This is a genomic window from Bacillus sp. EE-W1, from assembly GCF_009760835.1.
In the GTDB taxonomy this organism is placed as follows: Bacteria; Bacillota; Bacilli; order Bacillales; family Bacillaceae_G; genus Bacillus_A; species Bacillus_A wiedmannii.
Genome location: NZ_WIPE01000056.1, coordinates 413941 through 438219, shown reverse-complemented (window position 1 = coordinate 438219; position 24279 = coordinate 413941). Strand labels below are relative to the sequence as shown.

Annotated in this window: 34 protein-coding genes and 1 pseudogene; 14 read left to right on the top strand and 21 right to left on the bottom strand. The window is 36.8% G+C overall.

The features are described from left to right. Positions 1-43: 43 nt before the first annotated feature. Entirely contained in the window at positions 44-526 is a 483-nt protein-coding gene (gene bsaA, locus GFJ36_RS09880) for a glutathione peroxidase (RefSeq protein ID WP_097889464.1), read from the bottom strand. A gap of 224 nt (positions 527-750) precedes the next feature. Between bsaA and GFJ36_RS09875 the strand changes: the two genes are divergently transcribed. From GFJ36_RS09875 to GFJ36_RS09860, 4 genes are all read left to right on the top strand, one after another. Continuing rightward, the gene (locus GFJ36_RS09875; RefSeq protein WP_097889463.1) at positions 751-960 is read left to right on the top strand and encodes a DUF3925 family protein; all 210 of its coding nucleotides are present in this window, start codon (positions 751-753) and stop codon (positions 958-960) included. A gap of 96 nt (positions 961-1056) precedes the next feature. Next, positions 1057-2028: an MBL fold metallo-hydrolase gene (locus GFJ36_RS09870; RefSeq protein WP_097889462.1), complete on the top strand. Its 972-nt coding sequence runs from the start codon at positions 1057-1059 to the stop codon at positions 2026-2028. Positions 2029-2113: 85 nt separating this feature from the next. Then, positions 2114-2548 carry a hypothetical protein gene (locus GFJ36_RS09865; protein ID WP_064460240.1) on the top strand — a complete coding sequence of 145 codons (435 nt, stop codon included), beginning with the start codon at positions 2114-2116 and terminating at the stop codon, positions 2546-2548. A 150-nt stretch (positions 2549-2698) separates the two neighbouring features. Then, positions 2699-2944, top strand: a complete 246-nt coding sequence (locus GFJ36_RS09860; RefSeq protein WP_097889461.1) for a hypothetical protein — start codon at positions 2699-2701, stop codon at positions 2942-2944. A 52-nt stretch (positions 2945-2996) separates the two neighbouring features. Here the strand turns inward: GFJ36_RS09860 and GFJ36_RS09855 are convergent, their stop codons facing one another. Together GFJ36_RS09855 and GFJ36_RS09850 are read right to left on the bottom strand one after the other, a co-directional pair. Beyond that, positions 2997-3677, bottom strand: a complete 681-nt coding sequence (locus tag GFJ36_RS09855) for a DUF3600 domain-containing protein (protein ID WP_097889460.1) — start codon at positions 3675-3677, stop codon at positions 2997-2999. After that, complete coding sequence (locus GFJ36_RS09850) at positions 3674-4252, bottom strand: sigma-70 family RNA polymerase sigma factor (protein WP_097889459.1); 579 nt, start codon at positions 4250-4252, stop codon at positions 3674-3676. Before GFJ36_RS09850 ends, GFJ36_RS09855 begins: the two co-directional genes overlap by 4 nt. Positions 4253-4459: 207 nt before the next feature. On the opposite strand from GFJ36_RS09850, the gene GFJ36_RS09845 reads away from it, so the two are divergent. Both GFJ36_RS09845 and GFJ36_RS09840 read left to right on the top strand, forming a co-directional pair. Further along, positions 4460-5446, top strand: a complete 987-nt coding sequence (locus GFJ36_RS09845; RefSeq protein ID WP_097889458.1) for a quinone oxidoreductase family protein — start codon at positions 4460-4462, stop codon at positions 5444-5446. 29 nt (positions 5447-5475) lie between these two features. Further along, entirely contained in the window at positions 5476-6114 is a 639-nt protein-coding gene (locus GFJ36_RS09840; RefSeq protein WP_097889457.1) for a zinc dependent phospholipase C family protein, read from the top strand. A 44-nt stretch (positions 6115-6158) separates the two neighbouring features. Here GFJ36_RS09840 and GFJ36_RS09835 read toward each other — a convergent pair whose 3' ends face one another. The 5 genes from GFJ36_RS09835 to GFJ36_RS09815 all read right to left on the bottom strand — a co-directional run bounded on the left by GFJ36_RS09835 (position 6159) and on the right by GFJ36_RS09815 (position 10936). After that, complete coding sequence (locus tag GFJ36_RS09835; RefSeq protein WP_088609021.1) at positions 6159-6542, bottom strand: VOC family protein; 384 nt, start codon at positions 6540-6542, stop codon at positions 6159-6161. 123 nt (positions 6543-6665) lie between these two features. Beyond that, the gene (locus GFJ36_RS09830) at positions 6666-7835 is read right to left on the bottom strand and encodes a DEAD/DEAH box helicase (RefSeq protein ID WP_000588608.1); all 1170 of its coding nucleotides are present in this window, start codon (positions 7833-7835) and stop codon (positions 6666-6668) included. Between the two features lie 19 nt (positions 7836-7854). Beyond that, a complete protein-coding gene (locus GFJ36_RS09825; RefSeq protein WP_141499182.1) occupies positions 7855-8382 on the bottom strand; it encodes a hypothetical protein in 528 nt (175 codons plus the stop codon). Positions 8383-8472: 90 nt separating this feature from the next. Continuing rightward, a complete protein-coding gene (locus GFJ36_RS09820; RefSeq protein ID WP_087983223.1) occupies positions 8473-10161 on the bottom strand; it encodes a formate--tetrahydrofolate ligase in 1689 nt (562 codons plus the stop codon). Positions 10162-10255: 94 nt separating this feature from the next. Continuing rightward, complete coding sequence (locus GFJ36_RS09815) at positions 10256-10936, bottom strand: class I SAM-dependent methyltransferase (protein ID WP_060488566.1); 681 nt, start codon at positions 10934-10936, stop codon at positions 10256-10258. Positions 10937-11140: 204 nt separating this feature from the next. On the opposite strand from GFJ36_RS09815, the gene GFJ36_RS09810 reads away from it, so the two are divergent. Next, positions 11141-11479 carry a hypothetical protein gene (locus GFJ36_RS09810; RefSeq protein WP_060488565.1) on the top strand — a complete coding sequence of 113 codons (339 nt, stop codon included), beginning with the start codon at positions 11141-11143 and terminating at the stop codon, positions 11477-11479. 29 nt (positions 11480-11508) lie between these two features. Here the strand turns inward: GFJ36_RS09810 and GFJ36_RS09805 are convergent, their stop codons facing one another. From GFJ36_RS09805 to ytfJ, 4 genes are all read right to left on the bottom strand, one after another. Next, the gene (locus tag GFJ36_RS09805) at positions 11509-11721 is read right to left on the bottom strand and encodes a hypothetical protein (protein ID WP_000798747.1); all 213 of its coding nucleotides are present in this window, start codon (positions 11719-11721) and stop codon (positions 11509-11511) included. A 69-nt stretch (positions 11722-11790) separates the two neighbouring features. Beyond that, a complete protein-coding gene (locus tag GFJ36_RS09800) occupies positions 11791-12111 on the bottom strand; it encodes a hypothetical protein (RefSeq protein WP_048540982.1) in 321 nt (106 codons plus the stop codon). 51 nt (positions 12112-12162) lie between these two features. Next, positions 12163-12939, bottom strand: coding sequence for an oxalate:formate antiporter (locus GFJ36_RS09795; RefSeq protein WP_000014094.1), 777 nt, complete (start codon positions 12937-12939; stop codon positions 12163-12165). A 160-nt stretch (positions 12940-13099) separates the two neighbouring features. Continuing rightward, positions 13100-13525 (bottom strand): GerW family sporulation protein, encoded by a 426-nt coding sequence (ytfJ, locus tag GFJ36_RS09790; RefSeq protein WP_000349987.1) that lies wholly within the window; start codon positions 13523-13525, stop codon positions 13100-13102. A gap of 132 nt (positions 13526-13657) precedes the next feature. Here ytfJ and GFJ36_RS09785 point away from each other — a divergent pair. The 6 genes and pseudogenes from GFJ36_RS09785 to GFJ36_RS09760 form a co-directional block, all read left to right on the top strand. Then, positions 13658-14257 (top strand): annotated as a pseudogene (locus GFJ36_RS09785) (GNAT family N-acetyltransferase); the annotation flags it as partial. A 162-nt stretch (positions 14258-14419) separates the two neighbouring features. Continuing rightward, positions 14420-15337 (top strand): tyrosine-type recombinase/integrase, encoded by a 918-nt coding sequence (locus tag GFJ36_RS09780; RefSeq protein ID WP_098230723.1) that lies wholly within the window; start codon positions 14420-14422, stop codon positions 15335-15337. Between the two features lie 151 nt (positions 15338-15488). Then, a complete protein-coding gene (locus GFJ36_RS09775) occupies positions 15489-16271 on the top strand; it encodes a helix-turn-helix domain-containing protein (protein WP_098230722.1) in 783 nt (260 codons plus the stop codon). A gap of 286 nt (positions 16272-16557) precedes the next feature. After that, positions 16558-17031 (top strand): Imm26 family immunity protein, encoded by a 474-nt coding sequence (locus tag GFJ36_RS09770; RefSeq protein ID WP_179861730.1) that lies wholly within the window; start codon positions 16558-16560, stop codon positions 17029-17031. Positions 17032-17540: 509 nt separating this feature from the next. Next, positions 17541-17726: a hypothetical protein gene (locus tag GFJ36_RS09765; protein ID WP_098088956.1), complete on the top strand. Its 186-nt coding sequence runs from the start codon at positions 17541-17543 to the stop codon at positions 17724-17726. A 299-nt stretch (positions 17727-18025) separates the two neighbouring features. Beyond that, positions 18026-18247 (top strand): hypothetical protein, encoded by a 222-nt coding sequence (locus GFJ36_RS09760; RefSeq protein ID WP_157349537.1) that lies wholly within the window; start codon positions 18026-18028, stop codon positions 18245-18247. Between the two features lie 339 nt (positions 18248-18586). Here the strand turns inward: GFJ36_RS09760 and GFJ36_RS09755 are convergent, their stop codons facing one another. From GFJ36_RS09755 to GFJ36_RS29475, 6 genes are all read right to left on the bottom strand, one after another. Continuing rightward, entirely contained in the window at positions 18587-18835 is a 249-nt protein-coding gene (locus GFJ36_RS09755) for a DUF4176 domain-containing protein (RefSeq protein WP_098230720.1), read from the bottom strand. 4 nt (positions 18836-18839) lie between these two features. After that, the gene (locus tag GFJ36_RS09750) at positions 18840-18989 is read right to left on the bottom strand and encodes a hypothetical protein (protein ID WP_242015957.1); all 150 of its coding nucleotides are present in this window, start codon (positions 18987-18989) and stop codon (positions 18840-18842) included. 52 nt (positions 18990-19041) lie between these two features. Then, positions 19042-19908 carry a WXG100 family type VII secretion target gene (locus tag GFJ36_RS09745; RefSeq protein WP_098230719.1) on the bottom strand — a complete coding sequence of 289 codons (867 nt, stop codon included), beginning with the start codon at positions 19906-19908 and terminating at the stop codon, positions 19042-19044. 273 nt (positions 19909-20181) lie between these two features. After that, entirely contained in the window at positions 20182-20460 is a 279-nt protein-coding gene (locus GFJ36_RS09740) for a hypothetical protein (protein WP_098230718.1), read from the bottom strand. Position 20461: 1 nt separating this feature from the next. Beyond that, on the bottom strand, positions 20462-20743 hold the full coding sequence (locus tag GFJ36_RS09735) for a hypothetical protein (RefSeq protein ID WP_242015956.1): 282 nt from the start codon (positions 20741-20743) through the stop codon (positions 20462-20464). A gap of 146 nt (positions 20744-20889) precedes the next feature. Further along, complete coding sequence (locus GFJ36_RS29475) at positions 20890-21546, bottom strand: hypothetical protein (protein WP_242015955.1); 657 nt, start codon at positions 21544-21546, stop codon at positions 20890-20892. 205 nt (positions 21547-21751) lie between these two features. Between GFJ36_RS29475 and GFJ36_RS29470 the strand changes: the two genes are divergently transcribed. Beyond that, complete coding sequence (locus tag GFJ36_RS29470; RefSeq protein WP_242015954.1) at positions 21752-22021, top strand: hypothetical protein; 270 nt, start codon at positions 21752-21754, stop codon at positions 22019-22021. A 49-nt stretch (positions 22022-22070) separates the two neighbouring features. Here the strand turns inward: GFJ36_RS29470 and GFJ36_RS09725 are convergent, their stop codons facing one another. The 3 genes from GFJ36_RS09725 to GFJ36_RS09715 all read right to left on the bottom strand — a co-directional run bounded on the left by GFJ36_RS09725 (position 22071) and on the right by GFJ36_RS09715 (position 24216). Beyond that, on the bottom strand, positions 22071-22718 hold the full coding sequence (locus tag GFJ36_RS09725) for an HGGxSTG domain-containing protein (protein ID WP_098230716.1): 648 nt from the start codon (positions 22716-22718) through the stop codon (positions 22071-22073). A gap of 13 nt (positions 22719-22731) precedes the next feature. Beyond that, on the bottom strand, positions 22732-23424 hold the full coding sequence (locus GFJ36_RS09720) for a hypothetical protein (protein ID WP_098230715.1): 693 nt from the start codon (positions 23422-23424) through the stop codon (positions 22732-22734). Positions 23425-23607: 183 nt separating this feature from the next. Next, positions 23608-24216: a hypothetical protein gene (locus GFJ36_RS09715; RefSeq protein ID WP_098230714.1), complete on the bottom strand. Its 609-nt coding sequence runs from the start codon at positions 24214-24216 to the stop codon at positions 23608-23610. Positions 24217-24279 lie beyond the last annotated feature (63 nt).

The following is a 24279-nucleotide window of genomic DNA, read 5'->3' as shown; positions in this document are numbered from 1 at the left end:
TACCCTGTTCTTTGAGGCTTTTTTAATAAAGTGAAACTTCTAGTTATTCTCCTAGTACCTTCTCAATCTCAACCTCTAAATCAACCGGCTTCGTTTGCGGCGCAAAACGCCCTACTACTTTCCCGTCTTTTCCAATTAAAAACTTAGTAAAATTCCATTTCACTGCTTTCATACCGAGTAAACCTGGAGCTTGTTCTGTCATGTATGTATAAAGCGGATGTGCCTTATCACCTTTCACATCAACCTTTGCAAACATCGGAAAATTCACACCGTAGTTTAATTCACAAAAACTAGTAATATCTGCTTCTGTACCTGGTTCTTGTCCTCCAAATTGGTTACAAGGGAAACCGAGTACTTCTAGTCCTTGGTCTTTATATTTATCATATACTTCTTGTAATCCTTTATATTGTGGTGTAAAACCACATTTGCTAGCTACATTTACAATAAGAAGTGCTTTTCCTTCGTAATCTTTTAACGATTTATCTTCTCCTGTTATCGTTTTAGCTAAAAAATCATAAACTGTCATTTTCCTTACCCCTCTCTTCACTATCATTCTATGTTTATACTATACTACATTCATGAATATACAGCTCTTATTACGTACTTACACCCCAATATGATAGCGCTTTATTTCTGTTCAAAAATTCGACACAAACTACTAGACTTTTATGATGGAAAGTTTTACAATTAAATTGTGAACAAAATGTGACAGTTTATATTCCATTATAAAAGAAAAGGATGGTGTTCATTATGAAAACTGCACAACATGAAACGATTTCAAATCGCGAGTTTTATTTCGTACTATATATGATGTTATTGTATGTGATTGGCTGGGTAATCGATGTAAATGGTTTATTTTTAAGCTCCTACTTTAATTTAGCAGGAGAAATTATGCTTCCAATCGTTGGTGGCATAGTTGGACTGTTTCTTATGTCTATCAATAAAGGACAAACGAAATAATAACACTTTAAAAAGGCAGAAGACGAGCTTTCGTTTTCTGCCTTTTTTCTATTTTAGCGTATAATAGAAACATATAGTAAATAAGGAGTGGTAATGATGAAAAAAGTAGAGCAATTATCTTCTCACCTATATCTTATTGATGATTTTGATTTACAACATAATGAACGAACAGGTACGTACGTTTTAGTAGGTGACGATATTACTTTAATTGAAACTTGTGCAGCCCCTTCTATTCCGTATATTTTAGACGGCTTACAACAATTACATATTGATTTAAACGAAGTTAAAAACATTATCGTTACACATGTTCATTTAGATCACGCCGGTGCTGCTGGTTTAATGATGGAAAAATGCCCAAACGCTACTTTATATGTGCATTCTCGCGGTGCTCGTCATATGATTGATCCAACAAAACTCATTTTAGGCGCAAAAGCTGTATACAAAGAAGATTTCGATAAACTATTTGATCCAATTCTTCCTATAGAAGAAGAACGTGTTCGTATTGTACAAAATGGTGATACGTTAAAAATTGCCGAAGACCGTACACTTACATTTTACGATACACCGGGACATGCTAAACACCATATTAGCATTCACGATTCATTAACAAACGGCATTTTTACTGGCGATACAATTGGAATTTATTATAGAGAACTCGCAGACCTTGGTGTCGAACTATATTTACCATCAACGTCCCCTTCACAATTCCAACCAGATGCGATGATTGCTTCTAAAAATCACATTCAAAGTATGAATGTAGATACTATTTATTTCGGTCATTACGGTGCATCCTCTAATGTTACAGAAGTATATAACCAACTAGAACATTGGCTAACTATTTTCGTTCATACTGGAAAAGAGATCTTTAAACAGTACACGGATTTCGATGAAGCGACTAAAGCTTTACAAACTGTATTAATGGATAAGATCTCTTCTCATCTTACAAAGTTAAACGTTCCATCAGATCATTCTGTTTACAACATTTTACATCTAGATATAGAAATTAGTGCGATGGGCATTATAGATTATTTCACGAAGCAAGAAAAAGCAAACTCCACTATTAAATAACCGTAAAAGAAGAGATATACAACAGTAGTTATTGTATATCTCTTCTTTTTTTGAATATATTTTGAGTAAAGGATGGTGGAATGTAATGCAAAAAGTGATGCTATATCTCTGCTTCACCTTATTTATCGTCTTATTATTATTTGTCGGAGTGAAAATTCAATTTTATTTAGATACAGACGCACAGGTGAACTTTAACGTTTATCCAAGATTATTCTACTTTACACTCTTCCCTCTTATAGTTGGCATTTTATTACGATTCCTTCAATCCATTAATCGCGAAACGAGTAAACAAAACTGGCGCTTTCAACCGGATAAATTTATCGCTATTACTGTGCCTACGCTATTCATTTCCTTTTCTCCAGCTCTACTCTTTTCACCAGTTGGTGCATACCTGCCTTATTTAACTAATATTATTCTTATAAATACTACTTTTGTTACGATAATAAGTTTAATAGCTGGCTATTCTCTTTTAGATTGTTTTATACAAAAAGATACTGCAAATATGAAAAAATATAATTGATAACCATTTTTTAAGTGTTGCTAATTAGGTCAGTTTGTTTATAAATCTAATATTACTTGTAAAAGCCGATATAAACCAAAAGGGGAATTATGTTAAAATTAAATTGGTTGTATTTAGATCACAATGCATTTTATCCAGAGGAGACTTATTATGTATAAATTAGGGACTTTCTCGTTTCTAACGTTTATCGCAAGTATATGTTCTTTCTTTATTTTAAGAGGACCTAATGCAAATTTAACTCTAATTATTGCGATTCTAGTTATACTTTCATTACTCGGTATTATTTTTGCGATCGCATCAAAGAATTGGTTATTCGGAATAGGTGGTACAGCATTAAATGCAGTAATACTAGTATTTGTATATTTCTTATCGCTAGCAAAAGGAATAGGTGGTTAATAATTTTACGTTTCAATAAAAAAGCTCAGAGCTTAGGCTTTGAGCTTTTTACTTATCTAACCTTTTCATCTACATACTCCATAAACTGCTCTGCTTTCATAAATCTTTCTTTGTATGCCTCAGGTATATCTTCTGCTTTTATTCCACCAGTTGATTTAGTCTTCACTCGTACTATTTCATGTGTCATTAAAGCTTCCATATAGCGATCAAACTCTTCTTGCGTTAATATTTCTTTACTAGATTTATGACCATTTAATCTATCAAAGTATGGTTGAAGGCCCATACTTACCTTTTTCATTTCTTCTCTTTTTTCTGGTGATAATTGATCATAATCAATATTACCGTTCGAATCCCCGTACTCAAGCTTTGCATTTGTTAATTTCTTTAGTTCTTTTGTAAACTCTTCATATTCCTTCGCACCCATTTCGTCTTTCGCTTCTGATAACTTTGCATTAAAACGCATATACGCTTCTAATGTCATCGCTCCGGCATGTTTTTTTAAGTTCTCAAACGACCCGTATATACCATCCGCCATAATAGATTGGTAAGCAAAACCAGTCGTTGGGATTAAAAATGCTGTTGTAAGCACTCCTGCAATAAGGCGTCTCTTCATCTTACTCCCGCCGTGATTCATTTTTATTTGAACGATTACTTTTTCTTTTAACTCCGGCGGGGCAATAATCCCATTCGCTTCTTCTTGTATAGATTCTCTAACTCTACAATCTAAACTCATTTCACATTCCCTACCTCTCCTAAAAAGATTTCTTCTACTTGCTCTTTTTGACGTAGTTTTTTTAATGCCGCGTGAATTCTAGATTTCACAGTACCAATTGGAATATGTAATATTTGTGCTACTTCTTCTTGTGAATAATCGTGTAAATATCTTAAGATAATAACTTGTTTCAATTTATACGGTAATTTATGAATGAGTTCGATTAGTTTTTTGTTTGATATTTTACTTACAACATCGTTCGAAAAATCAATTTGTTCCGGTTTTCTTTGCTCTTCTGCTTTTTTTATAATTCGTAATCGCATCCACCTCTTTCTTCTATAAGAGTGAATTTGTTTAATCGCAAGTCCAATTAGCCAAGGTCTAAATGGCTTCTCGCTATCATACTTACGAAGCGATTCATATAACTGTATGTATATTTCTTGAACGACATCATCTACATCCATTTTATCTTCAATTAAAAAATGTGCTGTTTTATATACTTCTTGAATCGTTTTATCATACAACTTGCTATATGCTTCTTTATTGCCTGATAAAGTTAATTGGATCAAATCTGTATACACTGTTTCACCCTTCACATACCATCCCTCCTTTGTCTTACACTATATATTGGCAAGTAATTGACATTTCGTTCGATTTTTTCAAAAGTTTTTTTATATAGATTAATATAATGATTCAATATGTTCATAAGCTTCACTTATAATCACACATAACTATTATATAATTTTCCAATTTCTAATGAACATTTAAAATGATTTATATAGTCAAATTTAGGAGGATATATAATGAAAGCTATCATTGTAACGTCGTTCGGTGGTCCTGAAGTGATGAAATATACAGATGTGGATATGCCGGCTATTTCAGAAGATCAAGTTTTGATTCGCGTTGTTGCTACTAGTATAAATTTCGCCGATATTAAATCCCGTTATGGTAAAAAAGGAAATAAAGCACTACCTTTTATACCAGGGATAGATGCCGCTGGTGTTGTAGAACGAGTCGGTTCTCATGTGAAAAATATTTATCCTGGACAACGTGTCATTGCTTTTCCTCAAGATGGCTCTTACGCAGAATACGTTGTCGCAAACGAAAACCTTACTTTTGCTTTACCTGATGAAGTCGATTTTCAAACTGCAGCTGCTTGTCCGATTGTATCTTTTACAAGCTATAATTTACTCGCAAATGTAGCAAGGCTTCAACAAGGTGAGTCTGTACTCATTCATGCAGCGGCTGGTGGAATTGGTACGACAGCAATTCAACTTGCAAAACGATTAGGGGCTGGAACCGTTATTGGTACTGTTGGGAGTGAAGTAAAAAGAAAAATAGCTTTAGATGCTGGAGCTGATTATGTTATTTGTCATCAGGATGAGGATTTTGTAGAGAAAGTCAATGAGCTGACCAACGGTGAAGGGGTTGATGTAATTTTAGATTCTATTTCTGGAACGGTTTCGGAAAGAAGTTTAAAATGTCTTGCTTATTACGGTCGCCTCGTTCATTTCGGAAATGCAAGCGGTGAAATTGGTAACTTTCAAACGAAAGATTTACACGCAAGTTGCCGCTCTATACTCGGTTTTAGCTTTGGTACTACACGAAAAAAACGTCCTGAACTACTCCAAGAAACTGCAAATGAAGTTTTCCGTTATTTACGTGACGGAAGTTTGCAAATTAAGGCTACGAAATCTTTTCCACTTCAAGATGCAGGGAAAGCACATGAATGGGTCGAAAGTAGAAAAAGTACAGGGAAAGTCATACTAACTGTTCAGTCCTCTTCCTGAAATGAATACTTGAAACCGAGGTGTCGTTCATGGGATCACGAATTATGCATGCTATTATCGCTAACCGGATTGCCGAGAAATTATCGATTCAAGATAAAACTTCTTTTATACTTGGAGGTGTGGCCCCTGATGCTGTGCATTCAAAGATAGAAAAAGTCACCTCACATTTTTACGCCGGCTCAACAAAAGACTATACGAGACGAATTGATTATGGATCACTTATTCATAAATATAAAGATTATATGGAGTCCCCTTTTCTCCTAGGCTATTGCACCCACCTCATTGCCGATGATAATTGGCTAAGCGGCTTTTTTCTACCTTGGCTTAAAAACAGAATCGAAAATGACGAAACTATCGCGCCTATGTACTACAACGACTTTAAATTATTGAACGCAAAATTACTTTATCATTACGATAAAGAACAACGGCTCTTCTCTCTTCTCAATCAAGAGGCTCACATTATAGATATTGAAGAGGTTTCTAAAGAAAACGTTTTAGCTTTTCGAAAGTATCTTTTTGAAGATATGTTGTATCCAGAGCAACATTTACATGAAAACTTACAAGTATTTACGTTCGATCAAATCGTTGGTTATATTGAAACAGCTATTGAAAAAGGGGCATTTTTTATTAATCAACTCTCTAATGAAAAATCCACTTCAAACATGTAATCCCCCTCAATATATTTGAGGGGGATTTTCACATAGCAATATTATTATTTGTTCTTTTCCATAACCGCAAAATAATTCTCTTCACTATCAGCAAAGTTAAATACTTTACCAGAAGGCATTGTTACCATTTCACCAACAGTAACATTTTTATTTTTTAAATCTGTATATAATTGATCAAGATTTTCTGAGAAGAACATTAAAGATGGTGTACCAAGATTTAATTCTGGGCTCATCTTAGAAATCACTTCTTTATTATGTAATATAATGCTCGTTTCTGCACCGCTAGTCGGAGCAATCTCAACCCATCTCATTCCTTGCTTATTATCTTCCTCTGCAACTACATGAAACCCTACCTTTTCCGTCCAAAAATTTACTGCCTCTTCTTGATTGTTTACATATAACATAATTTGTCCAACTTTATGAATCATTTCATTTCCCCCTAATGGTTTTTATATTCTATGTAGGTTTCTACAGGTACTATTATTATTCCTCTTTCATTCAATTACAAACAAAAAAGACGTAACTACAAATAGTTACGTCTTTCTCTTTATTTATCTAGGCTTTTTCTTCCCAGTAAATGCTGGTTTCTTTTTCTTTGGTGCTTTCGGTTTCGTTTCTACAAATGATCCGTTGAACATTTCTTGCTTCGTAAATACGATGCCTAGTTTTTTTGCAAATTGAAGTAATTTACGCTCTTCTTGTTGTGTTACAAGAGAAACGACTGTTCCTTCTTTACCCATACGTCCTGTACGTCCTGAGCGGTGAATATATTGGTCTACTGTGTCTGGTAACTCCAAGTGGATTACATGTGTTAAATCATCGATATCAATACCGCGTGCTGCAATATCAGTAGCAAGTAGAATTTCTAATTTCCCGCCGCGGAAAGCACGCATCGTTGCTTCACGCTCTTGCTTACTTGCCTCTGCATGAAGAGCCGCTGCTTTCATTTTACGGAATTGCAATTTCTGAGTAATTTCATCTAAACGGAATGGGTCATTTAAGAAAGCAACTGCTTTTACATCGCCCATATGCATAATTCTTCTTACGTAATCATTTTTTTCGCGTCGCTCACAAATGATATACGTATGCTCAACTAAGCTTTTTGACTCTGCACGTGTTATACGTACTAATTGTGGTTCAACTGCTAAATCACGTGCAGCATCTTCTGCCGCTTTTGTAATTGTCGCCGAGAAGAATACTAATTGACGATCTCGCATTGTAGATTTAATTACATCTTGTACTGCGCCCATCATCTTTTGTTTTACAATTTGATCAAACTCATCAAATACAATCGTTTTTACTTCATGCATCTTTAGCTTTTTCATTCGAATTAATTCTAAAATACGTCCTGGTGAACCGACAATTACTCTCGGGTGTTTCTTTAATTTTTCAACTTGGCGCTTAATATCTGCACCACCAATTAAAGATGCCCCTGAAATTTCAGTCCCTGCTGTAAACTTTTGAACCTCTTCGTGAATTTGCATTACAAGCTCACGTGTTGGCGCTAAAACAACAACTTGTGGTTGTTTTACTTCAGGATTAATTTTATGTAAAAGGGGTAATAAGTACGCTAATGTTTTTCCTGTTCCAGTTGGAGATTCAGCTATAACGTCTTGTCCTTCTAAAATAGTTGGAATCGCTTGTTTTTGAATTTCAGTTAATTCTTTAAAACCAGCCTTCTCCCAAGCTTGTTGTAAAAATGGTTGCATATCTTTTATCATTTGTTTTTCTCCTTTATCTCTATTTTTGAAGAAAATGTTGTATTGTTCGCACCGTTTCTATCATGTGTGAAATAACAGCTATTAAATCATCAACATGGTCTTCTGTAATCGCTTTTTGAAATATAACCTCTACCTTATTATGATATGAAATCGCTTGCTTATTATATTCGTATGAAATTTTCTGCGTAATCATTCTTTCTTTTCCCCATATAGAATGCATGAAATTTTCAATTTCTTCACACACTACCTCTGGCTTTTCTATCGGGAATGAAAATGCTAACTTCATTTCACAACCTGGTGTAAATTGTGGTACTTCCAATATTTCACCAGACAAGTTCTTTGCATCTACAGATAGTGAAAATGTTGCTTTTACTACCGGTTCGAACGGTTCTGTTAATTGAAATGAAATATGGTATATACGACTTAATGAGGCAAGGTCCATCATATCTTTTCGATCTGTTACAAGAATATCTCCATGTAAATCAAAATCATAAACAGCACCTTCTACGATTACTTTTAAATTATCAAAAGCAGTTGGATCAAACATAATTTCCTCCAAAAAACAGGCGCCTTTCGATGGAAAGGCGCCACTTGATGTATATATAGTTTACAGATAAACGAGATGAATTACAACCTTTTAGAATAAACCTACTGCTTTTCCATCTTCATTTACATCCATTTGTAGTGCTGCTGGCTGTTTTGGAAGGCCTGGCATTGTTAACATTGTTCCTGTTAACGCAACGATAAACCCTGCACCAATAGATGGTTTTAGCTCACGAATTGTAACGATGAAGTCAGATGGACGACCTAATTTTGTTGCATCGTCAGAAAGAGAGTATTGTGTTTTCGCCATACAAATTGGTAGGTTACTCCAACCTTCTCCTTCATATTGAGCTAATTGCTTACGTGCTTTCGGAGCAAATTCAATATCTTTTGCACCATACACTTTTTGAGCAATTGTACGGATTTTTTCTTCTAATGGTAATTCTAATTCATAAAGTGGTGCGTAGTTGTTCTCACCTTTTTCAATTTCTTTTAATACTTTTTCAGCAAGGTCAACTCCGCCTTGGCCACCTTTCTCCCAAACTTCCGTTAAGGATACTGCATAGCCACGCTCATTGCACCAATCTTGTAAGTATGCAACTTCTGCATCTGTATCTGTAATAAATTTATTAATTGCAATTACGAAAGGCACACCGAAGCTTTGAATTGTTTCAACATGCTTCTGTAAGTTTTCCATACCTTTTGCTAATGCATCTACATTTTCTTCTTTTAATTGATCTTTTGCTACGCCGCCATGCATTTTAAGCGCACGAATAGTCGCAACAATAACAACTGCTTCTGGTTTAATGCCAGCTGCACGAGCTTTAATATCTAAAAACTTCTCTGCACCTAAATCAGCACCAAATCCAGCTTCTGTAATAACATAATCACCTAATTTTGCGGCCATTGTTGTAGCGATAACACTGTTACAACCGTGAGCGATATTCGCAAATGGTCCACCGTGAATGATAGCTGGTGTATTTTCTAACGTTTGCACTAAGTTTGGTTTTAATGCGTCTTTTAATAATAGTGTTAACGCACCTTCTACACCTAAATCTTTAACCGTTACAGGTTGATTTGCAAAGTTATAAGCAACTACGATGCGAGATAGACGAGCTTTTAAATCTTGAATATCTGTTGCAAGGCAGAATACGGCCATAATTTCAGATGCTACTGTAATATCAAAACCGTCTTCACGTGGTACACCTTGAACTGGTCCACCAAGACCAATTACTACGTTACGTAGGGCACGATCATTTAAGTCAACACAGCGTTTCCAAACGATTTTACGCGTATCAATTCCAAGTGTGTTCCCTTGTTGGATATGATTATCAATAAACGCCGCTAACGCGTTATTAGCAGTTGTGATCGCATGAATATCTCCAGTAAAGTGAAGGTTAATGTCTTCCATAGGTACAACCTGTGAAAAACCGCCACCTGCTGCCCCGCCTTTTAGTCCCATCGTTGGTCCAAGAGATGGTTCGCGAAGTGCAATTACTGTTTTCTTACCAATTTTATTAAAAGCTTGACCTAAACCAACTGTTACTGTTGATTTACCTTCTCCAGCTGGAGTTGGGTTAATCGCTGTTACTAAAACAACTTTACCGTCTTTCTCATCCTGTAAGCGCTTAAAAATATCAAGAGATAACTTACCTTTATAATGCCCGTATGGCTCTAATTCATCTTCTAAAATATTTAATTCAGCTGCAATTTCTTGAATCTTCCTCATACTCGCTTCTTGCGCGATTTCAATATCGGATTTAACTGTTGTAGTAGTTGTCATATACCCTAGTCCCCCTTTAATTGGTTCTGATGATATTGTATCAGTTTTTTGTATTTTCTGCACTTATTTACCTCCTAAAAATTCTTTCATTTCTTTATGCGTTTTTTAACATAAATACCCATAAGAATGTTAACGATTGTTGTAACTCGATAGGTAGTTGACCTAGCATCTTCTCATTTACTCCGCGCTTATATACACCGATGCCATCTACAACTTCAAAACCTTGTTCTTTCGCTAACTGTTCAAACTCCCAAGGCATCATCGTATTACAAACAACGTCTTTGCCATATAAACGAGGATAACTGTTCTCTCGAGGCTTTGCTGTCGGTCCTAAAATTGCAATACATGCATACCCATCTCTTTTTAAAACGCGCTTTATCTCATTTAATGCTCGTAATGGCTCCTCGGTCCATTCTAAAGAATTTATTGCCATAATTGATTCAAATTGCTCATTTTCAAATGGTAAGGAAGAAAGATCCCCTTTTATAAAAGATAAATTCGGTCCTTCTCCACGCTCCTTCCCTTTTTGAATCATCACTTCTGATAAATCTACTCCAACTGCTTTATAGCCCGCGCGACTTAATTTATATGTACCATATCCATCCCCACAACCAACATCGAGCACCTGAGCTTCTTTCTTCACATACTGTTCAAAAAACGGAATAATTGTACTCCTACTCCCGCTGTCCCACATCTCTTGACTATTTTGATTCCAAAATTCTGCACTACTATCCCATTTTTTCTCTGCTGATTCATGCCAATTAAATTTCGTCATACATTCCCCTGCCTTCACGTTTTATCATTCATTTCATTCTACATCATTTTCCAAAATTCCTGTTTATCTTCATTAGGAGATGTACAAGCTAATAACGGAATCTTTATTCTCCAATTTTTGCTTTACTTGGGTTTAACTCATACTCATGTTCTTCTCTTTGTGTAAGATACTATAGGTACACCCAATTGAAAGAGAGGGATGTACATGCGAAGAAAGAGAAATCATCATTTTAAAAGTGGTGAAAAACACGAAGAGTATGCAGCTGAAATATCACCAGCTGGCATACCAATTAGACATAAGCGTAAAGAAATTGCAAATGAAATAGAAGGTACAAACACCGGTGCAATGGTAGGCTATGTCGCTTTATTTCTTTCGCTTTTCTCAATTGCATTTTATCCAGTTACACTCGGCTCTCTTGCGATTTTAGTCGGCTTATTAGCTGTCAATTTCGGAGCAAGAACACTTGGATATACAGCAATTGGTTTTGGTAGTTTTTCTGTTTTATTTACTTTACTCTATCCGCTTTCTTTGTCAGCGTTTTAAAAAAACACACCAAGTTATACTTGGTGTGTTCATTCGTGATACAACATAATATGACCGCATCCACAGCAATGTTTCGCTGTAATTTCTTGAAACACTGGATAATTTTCTTCATCCCTATGTTCAATAAACACCTTTTCAAAACGGTACATGTTTGGCGCATATGCCCAATCTTGTTTCGTACGTGCATACAAAGTTGAGGAAAAAAACTCCTCACCACCGCAAACGATACATGTATTCTTCATTACTATCCCTCCTATGCTTGTCTTACTTCATCTATATGAACATAAGCATAAGAAAAAGACCTTCTATTACTAGAAAGTCTTCTCTGAAACAAAAAGAAATGTACCAAACATTCCTACTCCGCTATATTCTTTCGTAACACCAGCTTCTGTTTTAAATGTTTGCTTTGCAGTCATAAAGAATACACCATTTCGTGCATCTGTACTTTCAAATTGTAATTTTTCTTTTTTACCATCTACATTTTGTGTGCATTCAAAACTACTCTCATCACATTTCAATGCATACTTATCCTCTACATATACTTTAAAATCCGATTCTTTCGGACAAGTAATAAGTAAAATCGCTACGAGAATAATACTTACAATACCCACAATTGTATAATATTTCTTCATTTGTACTCCTTTCAAATGACAAGAAAACTTGACTTCATGCGCCAAGTTTTCTTAGTCCACAACCCATTGCCATTCTTGTTCTTTCTTATCAAAAATAAGCCAGCCTGTCTCTGTTGCTTCTTCTTTCAATTCATCGATATTATCTAGCACCTCATCCGTACTTTCATACGAACCAACTACATATACCGGAATTTCAAGACCTCTTCTTGACTCAATTTTCCCTGCTAGATCAATATAAAGACCATCCTCCATTAATGGAAGAAGCCCCATGATCACTTCTTTCGAAATTGCTGGGAAAATTTTTGATTTTTGGAACAAAGAAAAACGTTTCTTACCAAAAGCACCGAGTTTATAAGGAATGACTTTACTTAACATCCCTACAAAGTCAGCAATTCTACGATAATACACTTTGTTGTACCATCCGTCATCATGTGAAAAATAAACAAATCTATTTTTCAATAGCGGAAAGAATGTTCTTGCAAGTGGTTCTTTTTTGTGAGCCAAATATAAAAGCTCTGCAATTTCTTTTGGCTCTAATTCATCTAAATCGCTTGCATCATCAAAATCTACCCAACAAAATTCATCAAATTCATCAATCTCTGCTTGAATTAGCTTATGTATATTTTCTTCCTCAACATATTCAAATAAAGTATGATAATGAAAATCTGTCCATTCAAAGTTATGCTTCAAAAGCAACACTTGATGAAGCGGTGAAGGGATGTTACTTGCAAACTCTTTAAACGTAATTCCTGATGTAATAAAACAATGACCCCGACGATTACCATTAATATATATCATATTTTTTACTTGGTCAGATCCTCCAGACAAAGCACCTAGCCACCTTCGTTTTATATGTTTCAATTCTATAGCATATTTTAACATGAAAAATTTTAGAAACATAGAAAAAAATTCAAAAACTATTTACAATTTCATGTGTTTTATTACATAGTGATTACAAGAAAAAACACCTGCTCGTGAGCAGGTGTTTTTAAAGGATTTCATCTGGGTTTTGAGGATGATGATTTCCCTCTTTCTTTTCATCTTTTTGGAACATCGATTGAATTTTATCAATTGTTTGTGGAGCTAATTCAATCATTTTTTCTGCTAAATGTGTCGCATTTTGTAGATGCAGAATATTTACTCCATCTTTATTCACTACAAGAAATGCTACTGGTGTAATAGAAACACCACCCGCGCTACCGCCACCAAATGCAGGGTTACCGTTCGCTCTTTGGCCATCATTCGTTTGGAAATCAGAACCTCCTGCTCCAAAACCGAACGCCACTTTAGAAACCGTTAACACCACACCACCGTCAGCCGTTTGAACAGGCTCTCCAACAATCGTATTTACATCGACCATTTCTTTTAAATTTTCCATTGCCGCTTTCATTAACCCTTGAATTGGATGATCCACCGTTCATAACCTCCTTTGTCATATCTTTCCTAGTTTTTCCGAAAGTTGGTGAACTAAACATAAAATTTTATATTGATTTCAAAAAACTTAAGTTGTAATATTTAGAAAAGTAAAAAAAGAGGTCGATTCGTTATGATGCGAAAGTTAACAAAGAAAGATCATGAACAAGTATTCGATTACCTAAAAGAAGAAGCAGCCCTTAACTTGTTTATTATTGGGGATTTAGAAACTTTCGGTTATGAAACAGACTTTCAAGAATTATGGGGCGTATTTAAAGAGAATGGAACATTAAAATCGATTTTACTCCGCTTCTATGATGCATTTATACCCTATAGTAAAGAAGAATTTGTTACCATTGATTATGAGGCACTTATTTCCGCCTATAAGCCGCTTAAACTCTCTGGCAAGTCAAATATTGTTGAACGATTTGAAACCGTTTCAAGTATACAACTAGGTACTAAAAATGAAATGTATTTTTGTGAATGTCTAGATGCTGACAACTTACCTAGTACGCCTGCCCAAGAAACAATTAAACTTGCCACACTAGATGATGTAAAGCGAATAATGCAATTACGAAGTAACATCGTTGAATTTCCGACTGCTAATGAATCAGAGAAAATATTAAGACAAGCTCTCGAAACAAACACAGGACGTACATACTACATTGAAAAAGACGGTGCTATTATTGCATCTGCCTCTACATCTGCTGAAAATTCATTATCCGCTATGGTAGGACAGGCGAGTTAATTCACCCGAGGTAGGACAAACCTCACAAGGTAAGGCTGAATGGTTGTCTATGACAGAAACAATATTCTCACAAGAGACCACTTTCTAGGTTACTCACAAGTAGCCTATGGAGGTGGTCTTTTTGTGCGTACTCAAGGAGGAAACTAAATGGCACTACTTAGATTTATGATAAGGGATTACTTAGAGGATAAAGAACTCAGCGGGCTAGCTCCTAGGACAATACAGAGCTACAGGGATACACTCAATGAGTTTTCTCGTTGGCTCATTGCTGAGAAGGAGATTGTTAACATCGAGGATATTACTCCACAAGTTATAAAGAGCTACCTCCTCTACTGTTCCAAGGAGAGAGGAAACACAGTGGTCACTCGTAATGGTAAGCTCCAGCACTTAAAGACATTCTTTAGGTACCTAGAGGATGAGGACATTATAGAGATCCGTAGCAATCCCACTAGCAAAATTAAGCCTGCTAAGACGGACAAGAATATCAAGGTCTACTCCGATGAACAGATAAAGCAGATGCTTAGATACTACTGGAGGATGCGCTCTAGAGAAAACACGTTGTATAGCTACAGAGGTCATACCGTAATAATCGTTCTCACTGGTACAGGCATTAGACTGGGTGAGCTGGTATCCATGAGGTGGGACTCAGTAGATCTACTCAATAAGACTATCACTACCTTTGGGAAGAACCGCAAGAGCCTGTCTACTCCGTTAACGGATAAGGTGGCTCGGGAGTTGTACGAATGGAGATTATTCTGCGAGAAGTACTACATTAAATTGCCTCCTCATGTGTTTAATAACCACAGAGGTAGCCCACTAACAGTGAATGCTGTCAAGTTAATGTTCACTAGGTTGTCTGTGCGTATGGGATTCAAAACTACAGCTCACATGTTTAGACATACCTATGCGAGTAACTGTTTAAGAGCTGGCATGGATATATACACCTTGAGTAAGCTTATGTATCACTCCCAGATAAGAACTACTGAGATGTACCTACATGCTTTCGGTAACTCGTTAGCTGAATCAAACGATAAATATAATCCACTCAATAGGTTTGACTTTTAAGACAAATAAAAAGAGAACCCTGCTCTAGTTTGGCGACCTGACAGGGTTCTCTCTTGGAAGAAAACTCGAAGGAGCTTTCTTGTTTGCTATTGTATCATGCTTACTGGTACTAGCTCAAGAGGTGTTCCTTCTCATATAGGAGGAAAAGAATATGAAGAAATTAAGACAATATGAAAGCTTTCAGTCTGTTGCCGAGATGGACAAAACTATTGATTTTACCCTTAAGGAATATAACTTAAAAAATAGCGAGCGAGTAATACTTCTAAAGCTATCAAACTACTCATGTAAATTCGTGGGAGTTTCATATTTAAAAAATAACACTTTAGCTGATCTAACAGGATACTCTAAGCGTACTGTTCAGCGTGCCCTCAAACGTTTCAGCGAGCTAGGAATCCTTACTCGTATTGAACAATTTAAACCTGTTAAGGGTGGCTACTCAGCATTCATCTGTGTAATTAATCCTTTCGAGCGTCACCATGAGCTGGCATCTTGTAAGGAAGCTACCGAGCCTACTCCTGAGCAACTTGACGAGCCATCTCACGAGAACGAAGCCATTACAACTAAAACTAAAAGCTCTAAAGAATTAAAGATACGTAATAGCGCACCTGTTGAACTGGATGATTTAGATTCATCTTATTTGGTTAACTCATGTGTACCTATGGAATTTATCGATGCAGTATCCCCCTTCTTTGGTACAGCTAAGGAGATATATGCTATTTGGGGTAAAGTTAAATTGGCTGCAAGCAAGTATGCACCTGACTTAGTTGATACAACTGAGGTGGCAATCTCAGCGCTTAAACAATCTGTATTCGCTCTAAAGATGAACAAGATTAGAAAAGACTTCAAAGGTTATTTATTTGGCGTTCTCTCAAAGATGATGTCTGTTGAGCAAAGAAAACTGAAGAATAAACTTTTCAATTTCCTACAAGGTTAAACTGAGGAGCACACACTATTAGGGGATCACCAGCATTTTGGAAAAATCCAAGCTAAGAGCATGCAAGATTTTATACAGTTTTTCGGCTAATCCAGTAACAAACAAGAACCCTAAGACCACGCCAGGATAGGAATTTATAAAAAAATGCATAGATCCATAGAACAAAAAAAAGAAGGTTCCCTTGTAAGAGTAGGGTTCCCTCTTTTCCTTGCTACCGATAATAGGACGTTATGTTAACTTTACATGAATATGTTATACAATAGATAAAAAAGAGATGGGGAGAACAATGAGTATAAACTATCCATTTAAACCAAAATCAAATCGTTATTTAGTACCAGGACAATTTTGGACTATTCCTTTAGATAACAGTAAATTTGCATGTGGTAGAGTAATTGAAACAGATCCAAATAGTAGAAGGGGGTTTTTAGCAGGTTTGATGGACTGGATCGGAGATAGCCCACCTATGGCTGAAAATTTAAAAGGTTGTAAAACGTTAATACAAATGGATGTTCATATTAAAACCATTCATGAAACAGCATTGGATGGTTTTATAAGTGGCTATCGTTCATTAGAATTAGATGGAATCGAAACAGATTATTTCACTTCACAAATGCTTCATGATGAGAATTGTATGTTAATGAAAGGATATTCAGTACTTAGACAGGCGACCAAAGAAGAAGCAGATACGTATGATCAGTTCGGTTACGCAGGCTACATGATGATTAAATGTTACGCAGAAGATTTATTAGCAAATAAATAACTTCCAATAACGAGAATTATGTAAATGAGCTGTCCAAACGGATGGCTTATTTTATTTTTTGCTTAGCTTGATTTTTTCCAAAATGCTGGCGATCCCCCTATTATTACTGTTGAGTATTATCCTTAACAACTGTTTTTTTGCCCTCCTCAGTATTAACCTTTGAGTGGGTGCTATTAAGTGTATTCTTGATTACCCACTAAGGGTGGCAACTGATCAGGTTCCCGTCCGGACTTATACAACTTTCTAAACATCTTATACTCGTTGATGTGCCTACTGAGATGCCACCTTAGGGGAAACGACCTCTCAGATTCCTTTGTACGAATTTCTGGGTTGTAACCTCTAATGTTTGCACCTCAAAAAGCTAACCACTGTGTATGAACCTTTTGTAAGCCCTAGTGATATTTTGCACCTTTTGAGGAAATTTTTAAAACGATTCACAAAAGTTATTGATGGTTCAGGAACCGATAATGTAGTATGTAATTAAGCCACTGAGGAAACGAGGTGAGCAAATGGAAACAAAGCAGCAAAGATTCTATAGCAAGATAAAAGACTTCTACGGGTTGGATAATAGCGAGGATGCCAAAAGGCTATATAACGCATATAACCAACTCAAGAAAATTGAGACAGTTGGTAAAGCCAGTAAGATAGACGATATGCTAACTCGTTTATATGCTGGCAAGAAACTGACAGATTAAACATAAAAGGAGCACTACCCTTTGAAGTTTGGCGACCTCAGGTAGTACTCCTAAGCAATTCAGTCGAACCTATAAGGCTCTTTCCTCCCTATGGTATCACGAGCAGGAATAGCTGTAAAGGTTCGACTCCACAGGAGGCGAATAAGTTGAAACTTAAAGATTGGGTTAAATCAACCTTGGTAGCTGGCGGCAGTATTACCTTTCTTTACGCAGCCGGTTACATCGTTTCACTCATGATTGTACACCTGTAAGTATTACCTATCTCGTGTAAATAAACAAAACTAAAGGGAGAAATTATTATGACAACAAACACTATTCAGCCAACTAAATTCGATATGGTTATGGAGGAGATCGATACTCTAGTATCTAACTTCCAAGACTCACTAACTCGTATTACTAATAAAGTGTGCGAAGTAGATACATTCCAACTAGATGCTACGTATGTAGTTATCTTACGCGCTGGCAAAACCTCTGAAACTCTTAGTTTTAATCTAGATGAATTAACTGAGGAGGATTGTTAACTCTACAGGTTCAAGCTATATAGGTTAACATTCATAATGATAACAAGTAATAACTAGCGAGCTGACTCTAATAAGTCAGCTCTTTTGCTTTCCTCCTCAGGGTTGATCATTACGGTAATTGAAATTATATTTTATGCACTCGTTGAAGCCAATTAGATAGCTCATGAACTTGCTGTTTATCCAGCACAAACCTTCTAGCCACCCCTTTCGAGTCAACCTCCCCCGAAATAGCCACCTTTCAGAGGGGAAAACTCCATTAGATTCCCTCCTATCTTTCTTCAAAATAAATAAAGCAAGGATTTCTCCCTGCTCCTGCTAACTCTGTATTAATCTCTTCTTTTACATTTCTACTAATTTCTCACGTAGAACTAATTCACTCTCAGTCATATACCCTCTATGCATTTCTTCCACAATCTTATCGTGATTAAAGCATAATACTTTTTCCTCACCTAGATAGCCCACTGGATAAGGAACACCTATATAATCAAAATCACGATTATCTGCTGAAGTAACCATTCTTCCAATAATCATCACAAATTGCTCTATATCTTCTAGCTTCACAACTGTTCCAATCGGTAAAAGTTTCATCTATTTATTCTCCTTTTTTTTTATTGATTTTTTCCATAAGATTTTGAACAACTATATTCCATAATAAAGAAAGTGCAGTGACAAACAGTACTGCTAAAGAAAAATAGATTCTATCCTTCCACGTATCATGTACAATCATACCTAGTATAATCATTATTAATGCACCAATGCATATCATTATTTTCGAAAACTTTCGCATTCTATAATCACTCTTCTTTCTCGAATTTAAACGAAAAACCTCCACCATACCCCTGAGGTGTTGTTGCAGTAAATCCTGATTCTTCACCTGCACGAAATCTATAACCGTATCCTCCTATTACAATCTCCCCTTTAACACTTATATCGTAATCGCCTAATACTGGAATGTAATCAGGTATCTTAATTTTGGTCATTTCTGCCTCGTATGTTTGCAGCGCTATTAAGGTTTCACTTTTAATCCCAAACCCTTCAATTCCAAATCCATAAGATGCTGTTCCTTGCTTACTAGTTACAGTAAGGCTCTCCCCAAATCTCTGAGGAGCATCAACTTTAATAGTCTCTTCCGCTACTGCACCCTCAATTTTTATTCCTATCATATCTTTTTTCAAAAAGTCTTCTTTAATAGCATCCAAGCTATAAGGTAAATTAAACTCAGCTGAAGCACTTCCCGCTTTAAAGGTGAGACTTGATTTATCTGTAATCATATTTTTCGCTTCCATTATTGCTCCTTCAGCTTTTAATCCAAATCTATCTCCTTCTTTTTTTTCTATACTCCCTTTCAGATATTCTACATCTTTTTGAGATTTTGCTTTTGCTAACATATAATCCATTTGGTCTGCTTCACGGAATTTCTTAGCAGAATGTTTGAGTTCTTCTGAAATTTTATCCAATAGATTATTAACTTCAAAAATCTTTGGTTTAGCTTCATTAAACATTTGATAGAAATTTTGACTTGTTGCACCTGTCCACTGAGACGCTATGTATTCTGTTTGGTTATAAAGGTCTTTGTGCATATTGTCTAAAGTTTGTTTTATATCTTGCACCAACTTAGCAGATTGCTCCAAACGTTCTGGAGTAACTTTTATTAAATCCATAAGCCTTTCCCCTTTTTAATTTTCATATAGAATATTTTACCACAATAGAGTTTTCGCAACTATGAATATTTTATATAATCTTAAAAATCCGAAGTCTTTTTCTCCTCAGGGTTACCCTTATGGCACTTGAAATTATAAATTATGCATTTGTGCTAACTCTGTAATATCATTTAGTCCGATTATACGAAATTATTTCTACTATAAATATTTACTATCGGATACGTAGACCTACCCCCACCTTATCTTTCTAGATAAAACTAAAGAGGTGCTACCTCACGAGACACAACCATCCAGTGTGATTTGCTGGAGGAACCTCAATTCAGCATCTTCCTCAGCTCTACCTGCTTGGTACTCCAACTCAATTACCTCAGTAACATTAATCCCCTCGAGGTAGACTAATTTATCAAACACATTACTAAACATGTGTAACACATCATTTTTAACTTGCTCGATATCTTCCTCAGGTGTTACCTCTCTATAGTGTGCCTGTTTATACACTTCTCCCTCAGGTTTAAACTTATAAGTAACAGCTACTTTAATATATTTGTTCATATTAGTTTCCTCTCTTTCTATTCATCTCTTTTATTTTGTTGTGAGGCTTAAAAGCTTCTCTTTTGTATTCCAGTTCACTAATCTCCTTAACAATTACACCAAGTACTTTGCCCCCAGAGGTATGCTTATCAACCGTTTCCTGCATAGTATCTCTATAGAAGGGTTCCAAAACGGTTCTAGCCACCTCTAGGGATTCCTTAACAATCATAAAGTCAGTATAAACATGCTTCTCGTCCATCTCGTAGTAATACACTGTAGTTTCAACAATCACATAATTAACCATATAACTTCCTCCTTGTGTTTATAAAATATCAAGTACTACCATTACGCTATACAGGTTAATCTATACTAGGATTCTTATTGAATTCTGCTATTGATCCTGTAGGCTAAATTACACGGAAGCCCCCCTATCTCTAAGAGGGCAACCAATTAGTTTCTTCTGATTACTTGTTTGTCGAAACCAAAACCAGCTAATCCTGTGCTAGGCCCACCAATTACAACTTGTTGGATGGTATTCTGTAGTCCTTCTAATCCGGATCCATCTACTCTCACCTCACCAGACACTTCATGGCGAACTGTAATAGTTGTAGCTCCTCCAGTGAATGCTTCCAAGCCTGTACCTGCTAGAGCAACATCTGCCTCGTTAGCAACCCCTGAGAAGGCACTTCCGATAGCTTTCTGCATAGCGTTTGTCTTAGTTAATGCTGCCTCGTACCAAGTAGGGAAGAATGCTTCACCTGATTTGTCTAGGTCGCTTAGAGGCCCTTTCTTGGCAGGTGAGAATGGCAAGTACTGACGGATAGATTTCATACCTCTGTAGACTGCATCTATAGCTCCGTTAAACCCTGAGATAATACCGTTAGTAAAACTATTTAGTAATCCTTTACCGGAGTCCCTTGGAACCGCAAAGGTATTCATATGCTCGAAGAATGGATTCACTCGTCCTGTCTCGATAGCGTTATTCATGTAGGCAAACATGTTAGCAAAGGATTCTCCTGTAGCTTGGAATACTGGGAAGAGTGGCTTCATAACAAGCCTCAACCAATCTAACCCCTCAGCCATAACTCGGAGAGTCGTAGGAGTCATCTGATCCTCCATCGCTTTCCACTCATCTTTAAACTCCATGATAGCTGCTACGGCTTGTTTCTCTGCCTCAGTCATGTCTTGCCAGATAGCTTCTACTTTAGCCATTGCTTTGGCGTACCCCTTAGCATCGTTGTTAATCATGGCCGCGTTAACATCGAGCATTGCATCTTCGAGGTCGCCTGCTTTCTCCCAAGTTTTCATTATCGTGGTGGCGGCTAGTCCACCGAATCCTACGGCAGCAAGACCAGCAGTACCAAACAGGGAAGCAACAGCCCCTAGTCCAGCTAGTAAGGCTGGTGTCATAGCAGAAGCAGCGATAGTAACACCTCCGATGATAGCTGCCATCTTCTTAGCTTCACTCGAGGTGTGCCTAAACTGGGCTGACGCTCGATCATCGGCGTCAATTATGATTTCGATTAATGATGCCATTGTGTTCTCACCATCCTTATATGTGACCTATAAGAACGACAAATAAGCCTAGTTCCTTAGTAACTAGGTAGTTATCGTCCTCATAAGTTTCTTATTTAATTACTGCTACCCATATCAAATAAAGCGTTTAAGCTAACCTCATTAGGATTATCTGTATTGTCCCGACTCTTACGGTACTTACGGTTAAGCCCTAGAGTCTCAGCCTGACGTATTGCTTTTCCTTCAAAGTCTACTAGGCTAACCTTTAAGTTGGTTGCGTAGTTCATACCTACAGAGTCCACTCGCATAGCTTTAATTGAATTTATGAGAAAGCGATCTAGTGCTACCTCATCTAGCGGCTCCAAGTCATAGTTTTCCTTGTAATAACTCCAAGTATTATCGTAGAAGGCTTGTTCCTCCTCAGTCCACTCCTCAAGGAACTTCCTAGAGTAAATCCCATGAATTGTTCTCTCGTGTCCCTTCTTCAAGTTTGCATCTCTCATACGTTTTCCCTCCTCAGTTTTAGCTCCTGTGCTACGTCCTCCATGCACTTTACAACGGAGATTCTTTTCATTTGTTGGCGAGTGAGTACAAACTGTATTGTTACCTTTGATAGCGCCACAAATAGATACCTCTCCCTTCAGCTTGGCCTTAATGGTTGCCATCTCCTCAGAGTCTCTTGTGAGGTCGCCACTAATAAGCCTGTCTCTCACGTTGTTTATATACTCACGGAGACCGTTAGGTAATTCCTTAGGTTTACTCATGTTGTCTACCTCCTTAGTTAAAACTATCTAGATATTCTTGATACTCTCTGTCCTGCTCAGCTGTATACTTAGTGGTATTTCCCCCCCTTAAGTTAGCCAGATAGGATTGATACTCAACTTCCTCTCTAGCTTCTCTAAATGCTTGTACCTGTGCTTTCTCCTCAGCAAGCTTAATTTCTGCAGCTTTCACCTTCATTTGTAATTCACGGAACTTCATTTGGAGTTGGAATTCTCTAGCCTTCTCGTATAGTGCTTGCTTGCGGTCATTTAATTGAGGCTGCTCACTGAATAGCGTTGCAGTTTTTACTTGAGGGAAAGCTACGAGGGAGACCTCACGGAGTTTTATGGGGTTGCCTTCTTTGTCTGTGTAGAATGAAACGGATAACTTCTTAGCGGTCTTGTTGGCCACTTTCTCTTTGATAACCTCATCGACTACTCGAATCTTACCCATAAGCTTGTTACCTACTACACTTACCGCCTCGAGGAACCCTACTGTATCTCTGACACTCTCTGAATGATCTAGTTGCAAAGGAACATTCTCCTCAAGGTTAAACGATTGAGATAAAGTCTGCAGATCCTTTTCTGTGTAATTGCGTCCTCTGTGAACGCCTGTGGCGAAAAGCTCTGCATCTTTGATAAGGTCGCCCTCTGAGTTGGCTGAGAAGTTCTCCATTAGATGACCACTTTCTTTGAACTGCTTGAACATATTGTCTACCTCCTTCAATTAATCTATATGAGAAAGAAGACCTTAGCTGCGCTAAAGCCCCCTAGTCATACTCTTTGATTCCTTCAGTGGAGTAATTCACCTCAGAAGCAACCTCCATCCTAGTGACTTCAGCAGTTAGCTACTAAGCATGACCTACTCAGTTATACTGTGTTGTATGTTCTTTTAGTTACTTTCTCCGAAGTATTTATTCCAAGCTTTCATGAACTCTTCATATTCTTTATCAATCTGAATATCCATCTTATCTTGCGCTTCCTTTAGTGCATCTGAGTATATACCACTGATGTAATTTTCATGCTTACCCATATGACCTCTAGAGACAGCCAATCTCTTCAAGTTAGCTTGACTTCCGCCCGTGAACATAAAGTTATCAATATAGTCAGCCTTTGCTCTGATCATACTTTCTACTTTTCGACTTTTTATAGTTAACGCATTATTCTCTGTATCCTTCTCAGCTGCCTCCTTAAGTTCCGCCTGTAGTTCTTCATCTGTAATAGCTTGAATTTGTTGAGCCAGCTCACTTAGTTTATTTTGGTGGTTTGTAATCTCTGTAGAAAACTTCTCCTTGGCCGTCTCATACTTAGCTACAGCTTTCTTGTTAGTTGCGTTTTCGTCTAGCATTAAGTCTACTTTCGCTAACTCTAGGGCCTTATCAACTTGTCCAATCTTACCGCTTAATTCGTTAACTTTACTGTTTAGTTCTGTTACCTCATTGTTTAACTTACCTAGTTTAGTTTCGTTACCTTTTGTGAAAAATTTAGTGATAATACTCATAATCAATCACTCTCCATAGTTTAGTTTTAGTTTGGGTTTTACTTACCAGTTGGCTCGGGGTGG